Here is a 10,560-nt window from a genome sequence, read left to right as displayed (position 1 = left end):
GCTCAAGCTCACGCCGCATCGGTCCACTCCGCGGTTTCCTCCCTCGAGGCTTGTCCAACGCCTGCCCGCATGCGTCGTCGTGCGCTCACGCGTCGGCACACAAGGGCAGGCGTCGAACAAGCCTTAACAAACCCGGAAGTACGCGACTTCGCCAGTTCCCTCCTTATTCCACGCTGCTGTCGTCCGCCGTAGAGGCTTATCAGGCGAAGTTTACAGCTTCGCGTCCCCCTCGTGGCCGATGCCCCGACTCCCCCCAGGCCGCTGAACGACGCGGCGGATCCGTAGCCAGCGTAATCACGATCACACGCCGCACTTAGAAACGACTTCTACATGCTTGTTTGTGATGGAGGGCGCGCCCGGCACGCGTCCCTCCGAACTGTCGCCGATTGAGCGGCCTCACGTGTGCCTCTCTATGCACGTCAAAAGCGCTATCCTCGATAGCAACAATGCGTAGCATGCCCGCTCTTCTGCTCATCACGTGGATTTCTGATCGATCGAAGCAAAGATATGGAGTGAGATGCGATGGCAAATCTGCTTGAAGCGAGTCCGGCTCCGGGCGCACCTGGCAATCCGCTGAACTGGAGCCGCGCGGACAAAGACGCCGTCGGAACGGCGTACTCGCTGTCGAGCCAGGTCTGGTACACGACAGCAGGCGGCATCCTCACGGAAATCTACTTCCCGGACGTCGATACCCCTCAGGTACGAGACTTCCAGCTGATCATTACCGACGGGTCGACCTTCTATCACGACGCGCAGAAGGACTTCGACCATCGATGCGAATGGCCGGAGCCGCCCGCCTTATCCTGCCGGCTCACATCCCAGGCGAAAGGGCAACCCTACACCGTCGTGCAGGACGTGATCGCCGAGAAGGGTTCGGCCTGCGTGCTGGTTCGCACGACCCTGCAGGGGGACCAGGATTTCCTTAACAAACTGCACGTCTATGCCTTGTTGACGCCTCACATGGCGGGATACGGCGCTGGCAACACCGCGCATCGCGTCAGCACCGCAAATGGCGATCGCCTGGTCGCGACGCGTGACCATTACTGGCTCGCGCTGGGCGCCGACTGCGGCTTCGGCACGACGAGTTGCGGCTTCGTGGGAGTGAACGATGGCTGGACCGACATCATCGCAAACAAGCGCTTGCCGGTCTGGAACTACGACGCAGCAAAGGACGGATACGTCGCCGTGACGGCGGAGATCAACCGCGCAGGGCAGAATCAATTCGTTCTGGCACTGGCGTTTTGCGTCGACGAACCGACGCCGATTACGCAGAGCACGCCCAACAAGGCGCTGACCGCCGTATCCGAGGCGCTGGCCTACCCCTTCGACGGACCCGCCGACCCATACAGCCACAAGCAAGCGTTCATCCAGGGCTGGAACGACGCTGTTCGCGACCCGTTCCAGCCCAAGGCGAACATTACGGGCGATGGCAATGCGCTTTTCAACATGAGCCGCAACGTGTTGCTCGCGCATGAGGACAAGACGGCCGACGGCGCACTGGTGGCTTCACTGAGCATCCCGTGGGGACAGACGGTGCGGGACCTTGCTGCCGGTTACCACATGGTCTGGCCGCGTGACATGTGCCAAAGCGCACTCGCGCTGCTGGCCGCGGGCGCGCAGGATGCGCCCCTACGCGGGCTGATGTTTCTCGCTGCGTCGCAATTGGCGGATGGTAGCTTTCCGCAAAAGTTTTTCATTGACGGCGAGCCTTGGCGGGACAATGCCTCGCAGCTCGACGAATATTCCTTTCCAATTATTCTGGCCTATCACTTGAGCGAAGCCGGTCTGCTGCGTCAGTTCGATCCCACCGGCATGGTGCTGGCCGCAGCAGGCGCATTGATCAAGAACGGCCCCATGACTCAGCAGGAACGATGGGAAGAACTCGAAGGATACTCCCCTTCGACACTGGCATCGAACATCGCGGCGCTAGTCTGTGCGGCTACTGAATGGGCGGACGCCAGCACCGCCCAGTTCCTGCTCGAATACGCGGATTTTCTGGAATCGCATCTAGAGACATGGTGCGTCGCTGCGGAAGGCTCACCCGTTCCGGGCGTGACGCAGCACTACATTCGAATCTTGCCGGCGCACGTCAATGGCGTCTTTAATTTTCCAGAAAATCCAGATACCGCCCAAGTAAGCGTCTGGAAGAAAGACTACAACGCAAACACCATCGTGGACGCGGGTTTTCTCGAACTGGTGCGCTATGGCATTCGCGCCGCGAACGATCCGATCATCGTCAACTCGGTCAAGGTAGTCGATGCAGTAATCAGAAAAATTCTGCCGCAGGGGCCTGCCTTTTACCGATACAACCACGACGGTTATGGTCAAGGCAATCTCGGCGAGGACTGGTACGACGGCGCTACCTTCGGCGTTGGTCGACCCTGGCCGCTGCTCACTGGCGAACGCGGTCATTACGAATTGGCCGCCGGTGGCGACCCCACCCCCTACATCCGCGCTCTCGAGGCGTTCGCCGGAACGCGCGGTCTGCTTCCCGAGCAAGTGTGGGATCTGCCCGATCTGGCAGACCCGCCCTTCGTCACTGGCGGGCCGACTGGCTCTGCCATGCCGCTCGCGTGGGCCCACGCCGAATACATCAAGCTCGTTCGCTCCGCTTCGGACGGTCAGGTCTTTAACCACCTGAAGGTCGTCGCCGATCGTTATCAGTCTCAGCCCGGCCAGGCGCCGCGCGCTCGCAGCAATATCGAAATCTGGAACTTCAACCGCCCGCTGCCGTCGATTCCGGCCGCCACGACAATTCGGATCCCTTTGGCTGCGCCTTTCCGCCTGCGCTGGACGATCGACGACTGGGCCACGTCGGAGGACAGCGAAGCCACCGCAACGGCGCTCGGCATCTACTACGTCGATCTGGTCACGCAAGCAGCCCAGGCCGGTTCATCGCTTGCATTCACCTTCTTCTGGACCTCGAGTCAGACGTGGCAAGGGCAGAATTTTTCCGTCGCCCTCCAATCCTAAGCGATGCGTCGCCAACGGCAGACAATTGCTTCTGTCATGGAGAAACACACGACTTCATCTAAGCCGTCCATGATCTCCATGACGCTGGAGAACCGCACGTAGGTACGCGGGTCATCGAACTGTTTGATATTCCCTTTGACTTGCAGCAGGTCCCAAGCGGGCTCGGTGGTGTCGAGGGCCAGATAGAACGCGCCGATGTGCGCGATGAAGTTGCGGGCGCTGGCCAGCCGGTTAAACCACTTCACGCCCTGAGTCAGTCCGTCAAGCGTTTCGAGGGGCCTCGCCGTCTCCGTCCAGGAGCACAGCGCTCATTCGCCGAGTAACTTTGCTGGACATACTCCGCCGCGCATCCGGTCGCCCATAGTCCACCGAACGACTGACGCGTGGAACGGGTGAACGACGCGGTGACGCTCAGGCGCGCAATCAATTAGGCCAGCGCGGTCCAAAATGCTTACGTTACCGGGAGGGGATCCAAAAATTCCCCGTCGGCTCAGCAATGGCCAATTGTGCGCGGTTATTCCTGATCGCAATGCACCTTGAAGTGCGTTAGCACGGCGGCCCCAAACGCATTGCTTATCGCAACATCGGCGGCGTCGCGACCATATGCCATCAAAACGCGCCCGATGCGCGGTGCGTTGTTACGCGGATCGAAGGTTTGCCAGCTACCCCCTACGTAGGCCTCAAACCACGCCGCGAAATCCATCGGCGCTGCGACGGGGGGCAAACCGACATCGCTGATATAACCGGTGCAGTAGCGAGCCGGAATATTCATGGCGCGGCATAGCGTGATGCCCAGATGGGCGAAGTCCCGGCAGACGCCTCTTCGTTCGCGGTAAACGTCCGCTGCGGTTTTGGTCGGCCGCGCATGCCGGTAATCAAATGCGATATGCCGGTGCACGAAGTCGCAGATTGCGAGAACAGTCTCGCGGCCCGGCGCGCACTGTCCAAAAACCTTCCACGCGACGTCGACCATCAAATCGGTTTCACAATAGCGGCTACCCAATAGGAAAACGAGCGTATCGTCGGGCAACTGCTCGACTGGATGGCCCCGACCGTCTTTCGGACGCGTTTCCATCGCATTTGGCACATTCAGAAGCGCGGTCGTGCTCAAGCCAACACGCCCGGCGGGCGCGATTATCCGCGTGCACAGGTTGCCGAACAAGTCGCGGTACTGCCTCGTCGCCACCGGCGGATCGGTAACGAGCAGATCTGCCTCGACAATATCCTTTGCATGCGAAAAGTGCGTGTTCAGCATCAGCATCATCGGCGTCGGTTGTGAGCACTCGTACGACAGTTCGTATCCGACGCGAAGCTTCATATATTTATCCTGTTCGTCTGATCCCGGAGGTGGGGGCTGGCAACTCAAAGGCGTGCGGCCCGAGACAGCCACAACAGATGATCCCACGACGCCGGGCGTCACGCTCGCATTCAAAAACAATCGCCGCTACCTGGCCTGAGCGGCCCTATCGTCTGTCGAAATGAAATGAACGCCGTCTCCCGGTGAGAGATTGGGCCTGACGCCAATGCTCTCAACGGCGACGACCGTCGTGCGTGCGACGTCGAACGCAGCTAGTGACCGTACTCGGCGGGACGAGTGAGTGTATCGAGGCGGCGAAACAGGAATGGAATCAGCCAGTCGGGCCAAGCAGCAGGTCGATTGCGGCTTGACCGGCGACTTCCCCAACCAGGTAGGCCCATCGTTCAGTAAAAGGGCCGTTGCGCAGCGCGATCCGCCCCCCCCCCGCGCGCCGAGCACTTCGAGGTTGGTACCGCCTTTGATCTGGACAGTCACGTTGAACGTGTCCTCCGCAGCCGGAGTCAACTCGACGTGAATCTCGAAGCCACGATAGGTGATCACTCGTTGCATGAAAGCCTCCATGTCGTTATCGGAGACTAACACGCGAACGTTGCATGGCTCATACGGCTACAGCCGCTGATCCCGTACGAGGTCGGTAACCGGTGTCGTAATTCTGCTTGCAGAGGCGTTCGAGACGGCAATTGCCTATTGGTTGAACTGCGCCCCGAGTACTGATGGTCCTGACAGACGCGCCGAGCGTCGGGAAGGGACCGGGTGCCGCGAGATGCGTTCTTTCCGGCTGCACCAGATGCTTCAAGATTCCCCGACCCTTCGACCGTGAGCCGCTGGTACCTGAATTCGCAATTCCCGACTTTCGCACGCCCCGTGAAGGGCGGCTTGTGGCGCCCCAATAATGGATTGTAGAAAAGTATGCGTTCGCAATTGACGACGTCGCCCGGACATTCTGGCCTGTGCTGGCGCTTGGCAACACCTCGGCGTTCACCCTAGCCCTACTTTCATTGGGGAGGACCGTCCTGTCAATCCTGATCTATCATCAGGGCTGTGCGCCGGCGAGCGGACAGCTCCCCTGACTTCGCTCGAATATCATGCCTGTCTGCTGCACATCGTGGGGCCGGGAACCTTGTTCATGCGCTTCCCAGACTTTGCGACTACCGCGTCCGACGAGCACATGGTTTGCCGTGTCCCTTGACCGAGAGGGCGAGTCAGCGCTTCGACTTGCCGTTCAAAGGGGAAAAACCGAATGAAGGATCTCCTTGCGAATGATGGCTGGCGGGGGATGCACGCAACCAGAACGACCCACGGGATCGTTCAATCGCGCTCCGTTGCCGCGATCCTGTTCGCCGGCGCTATCAGCATAGCGATCGCGACCTGGGTTTGCTTTCGCTTGGGAGCCGGCGTCGCGGTAGTTGGGTTCGTCTACCTGATCGAGGTCTTGCTGGTGTCACTGATGGGCAGCCTCGTTTCATCGGTAGCTATCTCGGTGATCGCTGTTGGTTGCCTCAACTTTTTCTTTACACAGCCACTATTTACCTTCCGGGTAGATGCCCAGCAGGACATCGTAGTGTTGACCGCCTTTTTTGTGACATCGTTCGTCGTCACCTTTCTCGTGCATAGGACTCGCCAACTGGCAGCGGTCCATCGTGAGCAGGCACAGCTTCTCAACCTTACCCACGACAGCGTGGTAGCTCTCGATATGGACGGTGTAATTACCTACTGGAACAGCGGCGCGGAAGCGCTTTATGGGTGGAAGAAACACGAGGCGCTCGGCCACGTTGCCGACCGTCTGCTTCACACGCGTTTTCCTGCAGCACTCGAGGACATCAAAAAAACTTTGATTGAAACGGGCCGTTGGGAAGGCGAGATCGTCAATACCCGGCGCGACGGGTCGGAAGCCGCAGTGGCCAGCCGTTGGGCCCTGGTGCGAGACGAACAGGGGCGACCGATCGCGACCCTCGAAACGGGCACCGACATCACCGAGCGCAAGCGGATCGAAGAGGCGCTGCAACAGGTGTCTCGTTTGACGTCGATCGGCGAATTGGGCGCGTCGGTGGCCCACGAAATCGCCCAGCCTCTCGCAGCGGTCGCCACCCATGGTGCCGCGTGCCTGCGATGGATTGACCGGGACGTACCCGACCTTGAAAAAGTGCGAGCCTCCGTGCAACGCATACTTACTGATGTACAACGCGCGACCGAGATCGTCAGGCGCGTCCGCATGCTCGCAAAGCGGATTGCCCCTGAGATGACGCGACTGGAAATCAACGAGCTGATCAGTGACGTCATGGTACTGCTCCAGCGCGAGGTCTTGAAGTACAACATCACGTTGCGGACGATGCTTGTTCCGGGACTGCCGGCGGTGCTTGGCGATCGGATCCAACTGGCACAAGTCATTACGAATCTGATTACAAACGGTATCCAGGCAATGAGCACGATCGAAGACCGGCCGCACGAACTGACGATCAAGTCGTGGCGCAGCGACGACGGCTATGTGATCGTCTCGGTGCAAGATTCCGGGACAGGAATTGACCTGCAGCACGCCGATCGGCTATTCGAACCGTTCTTCACTACGAAGCCCGAAGGTATGGGTGTGGGGCTTTCTATTTGCCGTTCGATTATCGATGCCCATGGTGGGCGGGTTTGGGCAGAGAACAATGCCGGATACGGCGCGACTTTTCAGTTCACTATTCCCGTGATCGGCGATAGCGGATCGGGGAAATGAAGCGACCTGCTGCCGCCGCACGCTGCCCGATCGGCACCCGACCGCTATGGCCGATGATGGGTCCAACCAAATGTTGGACGAAACGTCCCTTAACTGAGCGAAGCGGATCTTCGAATGTCCGCCCGAATCGCTGAGCGAACGACAGTTGATGGGCCGAAAGCCGCCCCAAAAGAAATATCGGCAAGTCAACCCTTCTTTCGTCTTTCGATTTCTTGTTTCACACGTTCGATTTCAAGCCGTTTAGCTTCCTTTGTTCCCCATCGCGGCGCTCTGTTCTGGGTGGCTTCGGCGGCTGCACGAATGCGTGCTTTGGCAGGAAGTTGATTGGCTCTGCGTTCGTCCAGCTCCCTCATTTTGGCCGCTTGCCGCTCGGCGAAGCGTTCAGCCGCGATGGGTGTGGTTCGTTCAGGTAGTCCAGCAAGGACCACAAGCTTGTCGATATTGTCCCAGGTGCTGATCCAGCCGTCGTTGTAGGCAAACTCGCTAATCAACGGGAGGTTGAGTGCCGTGTAGATCGGGACCCAGTTTTCTTCTTCGCCCTGGCGGCGACGCACAGCGAGTTTGGGATTGAACTGGTACCGCCCGGTGGATACGCGCAGGAACAGGGATCTATTGTAGGCATAGTCTCTGTCGATTTCATTCCTCGCCAGCACGCCAGAAAGATGCTGGCGCTTGTTGCGCTCAGGCCGCGCGATGTTGGCGGGTAAGTGTTGCCAGGCGTCGAGGATGATTTGGGTCTGGAACGCGCTGTCTGTATTGCCTCGTATCTTGCTGAATCGTGCTTTGAACAATACCCACAGGGTCTGGAACAGAAAGTATTCAGACAGATGCCGGTCGATGCGGACCAAGCGATCGCCCGCTCTGACATCAATGCAGGGCGGAGCCAGGCATTCATAGATTGCCGCCAGCGGGCCAGCAGCGAACTTTGCATCGCCAAATGCCTGACGCAAAGCCCAGTGCAGGGCATTGTGACCATAGTGATCGACGGCATCGCGGTCGGCACCGCGCTCCAGCAGGGCTTCCACCAGCGCCACATTTCCTGCAGCAGCTGCGGCCATCAGCGGCGTCTGGTTCATTGGCAGACGATGATCGACGCCATGCTGGTCACACTGCCTGAGGATGTCCTTGAAGCGGTTGGCGAAGAAAGGGACGTAGCTCTTGCGGGCGAACACCGCGCGCTGCTGATCAAAGGTTCGTGCCTGCTCGAATTTCGCCTCGACTGCCAGCCACTCGGCGAGCTGCGGTTCATCGAAGCAGGCGGCATAGTCAAAGAGTTGCTGCTTGCCCTTGTTGCCCGGAGACTGCTCGCGGAAGACCTTGATCAGCAGTTCCCTGACCTTGGCCTCATCGAACACCGGCCACGGCACCGGGACCTGCTTCAAGATGGTGCGGCGGATGGCCTCCGCCTGCTCCTGCTTGCCCTGCAGTTCAAGTTTGCGTGCTTCCTTCTGCCAGTCTTCGAGCGTGGATTGCCTGGCCTCGATCCTGGTCTGGCCGACGATCAGATCCAGCAACCCGAACAGATCATGCCCTGTGTCCGACTCGATCATGTAGATGTTCTTGATGGCGCGCGTCAGCGCTACATACAGGGCATTGACGAAGAATTTATAGACTTCGAGCGACTTGTCACTCTTGTCTTTAGCGCGTTTGTAATCCAGTGTCTCGACCGCCAGATCGGTCTTGGCGATGCCCTCGACAATGTCGTTGAACTCGCCCCGGTGATCCGAGATGAAACGGTAGAGCACGATGTTCTCGTATTCGAGACCCTTGGCTTCGTGGATCGAGAACAACAGCGGCGTGGCAAAGTGCTTGCGGGCGTCGGCCTTGTCCTCATCGCGCATTACCAGGACGGCGAACTGGGCGGATTGGCGAATCTTCTGGTCCAGTTCGCGCTTGGTGGCGTCCTTGTCGGGTATCAGCGTAACTTGGCCGGTCTCGCCGCCGACGGCCTGGACCAGGAAGTTGCTCTCCCGGTCGATGGAGCCGAAGCGCCGCTGCTTGATCTTGAGCAACTGATTGGCGACGCGAGTGGCCTCCAGGCCGTTGCGAAAGTTGGCCATTAGCACGCGTAATTCCTGCCGCTCGGCCAGTTTCGGGTCCTTCCAGAACAGGCTCTTGACTTGGCTCCAGGAAAAAAAATTGGGATGGACGATCTGGTTGGAATCCCCGCAGAGCATGAAATGGCCAGGCTTCTTGATGGTTTTCAGCACGAGCGCGAGTTGCACGGTGGTGATGTCCTGCACCTCGTCAATAACCACGAAGTCGTAGCGCGGCGCAGCCAGCGCTTGCCAGTCCTGGGCGACCAGATTCAGGTCGTAGAGCTTTGCCTCGGCCAGCCAGGCGCGATACTTCTCAAACAGATTGTAGAGTTGGTCGCGCCGTTCTACGGGAAAGATCGATTGACGCACCCCCAGTGCTTGATACTCGTCGCGCGACAGGACACCGCCCGACCCGGCGGCAATCACGCCGCGAATCTCCTCGAAAGCCTGGTGGGCATCGACATCCTTGAAGTTCTGCCGTATACGCGAGTACCAGCCCGCAAAGTCGCGCCAGCTAGCCTCGCGTCCTGCCGGAACGCGGATCGACTCGACAAACTCCCGGTAGGACAGAAATACGGCATCCTGAGCGCCATGCTCGAAACCGTTGGCGTAATAAAGGTCGCGGGCGCTCTGCGCCAGGAAGGCGGAGTGAGTGACGTAGAGGACCTCACCTTCGGCATGCTTGAGCTTTTCAAGCGTCAGTGCGGTCTTGCCGCTGCCAGCGCTGCCGACGACAACCAAGGGAGGTGGCTGTCGGTAAATGGTCTCCTGCGTGTCATCAAACGAGATCGGTTTGTCGAGCAGGTGAATGCCGGTACGCTCGGGATGAAGGTAGCGTAGAGCTTGCGCCTCCCTGATGGCGTCATCAGCGCTGATGTCTGGAATTTTGCTCTCGTCAATCGCCGCGCCGCGCAGGAAACGTGACTTATCGTAGGCGTGATTGGCGATCACTTCCAGCATCAGTGCGCAGACTTCATCCCCGTGGCGCACCAGCGAGAACAACAGCCGGTCAGCGTCATCCAGCTTCGCCCGGTAGAACTTGCCGTGGCTCAGATTGGCGAGCTTCTTGACTTGGGCAGCCCGGAAGTCGTGGCGGGCGATGGCCGCGGACACCTTATCGTAGCTGGCCTTGACGCGTGAAGTGTCGAGGCCTGTGTATTCGAGAATCTTCATGAGGCGATGAGGACAAGTGCAAGAGCAAGAATTCTCTCATGGCCGCCTGGCCTGCCAACCTCTATAGCAAGTTTTCCGGTCATTCCTGAACGGCAGTTATCCGCCGACCTGGACCGGACGCCCTACGACAGGGGATTTCCTCATGCTGAATGACTGGTTCGGGCCGTCTACTGCCCGATACGCTTTGGCTCATGTTGTTAAGGCTTGTTCGTTGTTAAGGCTTGTTCGACGCCTGCCCTTGTGTGCCGACGCGTGAGCGCACGACGACGCATGCGGGCAGGCGTTGGACAAGCCTCGAGGGAGGAAACCGCGGAGTGGACCGATGCGGCGTGAGCTTGAGC

General features: G+C 59.3%; 5 protein-coding genes and 1 pseudogene. 2 read left to right on the top strand and 4 right to left on the bottom strand.

Going from position 1 to position 10,560, the window contains the following annotated elements; all coding sequences use genetic code 11:
• The first annotated feature begins 522 nt into the window (after window positions 1–522).
• Window positions 523–2,973 (top strand): glycoside hydrolase family 15 protein, encoded by a 2,451-nt coding sequence (locus HWY30_RS39680; RefSeq protein WP_090811450.1) that lies wholly within the window; start codon window positions 523–525, stop codon window positions 2,971–2,973.
• Here HWY30_RS39680 and HWY30_RS39675 read toward each other — a convergent pair.
• The 3 genes and pseudogenes from HWY30_RS39675 to HWY30_RS42315 form a co-directional block, all read right to left on the bottom strand.
• Complete coding sequence (locus tag HWY30_RS39675; protein ID WP_090811452.1) at window positions 2,970–3,218, bottom strand: hypothetical protein; 249 nt, start codon at window positions 3,216–3,218, stop codon at window positions 2,970–2,972. The genes HWY30_RS39680 and HWY30_RS39675 overlap by 4 nt on opposite strands.
• 269 nt (window positions 3,219–3,487) lie before the next feature.
• Entirely contained in the window at window positions 3,488–4,291 is an 804-nt protein-coding gene (locus HWY30_RS39670) for a transglutaminase-like domain-containing protein (protein ID WP_090811454.1), read from the bottom strand.
• Between the two features lie 310 nt (window positions 4,292–4,601).
• Window positions 4,602–4,840 (bottom strand): annotated as a pseudogene (locus tag HWY30_RS42315) (hypothetical protein).
• Between the two features lie 691 nt (window positions 4,841–5,531).
• Here HWY30_RS42315 and HWY30_RS39665 point away from each other — a divergent pair.
• The gene (locus HWY30_RS39665) at window positions 5,532–7,007 is read left to right on the top strand and encodes a PAS domain-containing sensor histidine kinase (RefSeq protein ID WP_090811456.1); all 1,476 of its coding nucleotides are present in this window, start codon (window positions 5,532–5,534) and stop codon (window positions 7,005–7,007) included.
• Between the two features lie 185 nt (window positions 7,008–7,192).
• Here HWY30_RS39665 and HWY30_RS39660 read toward each other — a convergent pair whose 3' ends face one another.
• Window positions 7,193–10,219: an ankyrin repeat domain-containing protein gene (locus tag HWY30_RS39660; RefSeq protein WP_090811458.1), complete on the bottom strand. Its 3,027-nt coding sequence runs from the start codon at window positions 10,217–10,219 to the stop codon at window positions 7,193–7,195.
• Window positions 10,220–10,560 lie beyond the last annotated feature (341 nt).

Origin of the sequence: Paraburkholderia tuberum STM678 (assembly GCF_902833905.1) — a bacterium.
Taxonomy (GTDB): Bacteria; Pseudomonadota; Gammaproteobacteria; order Burkholderiales; family Burkholderiaceae; genus Paraburkholderia; species Paraburkholderia tuberum.
This window is presented reverse-complemented; position numbering and strand designations above follow the sequence as displayed.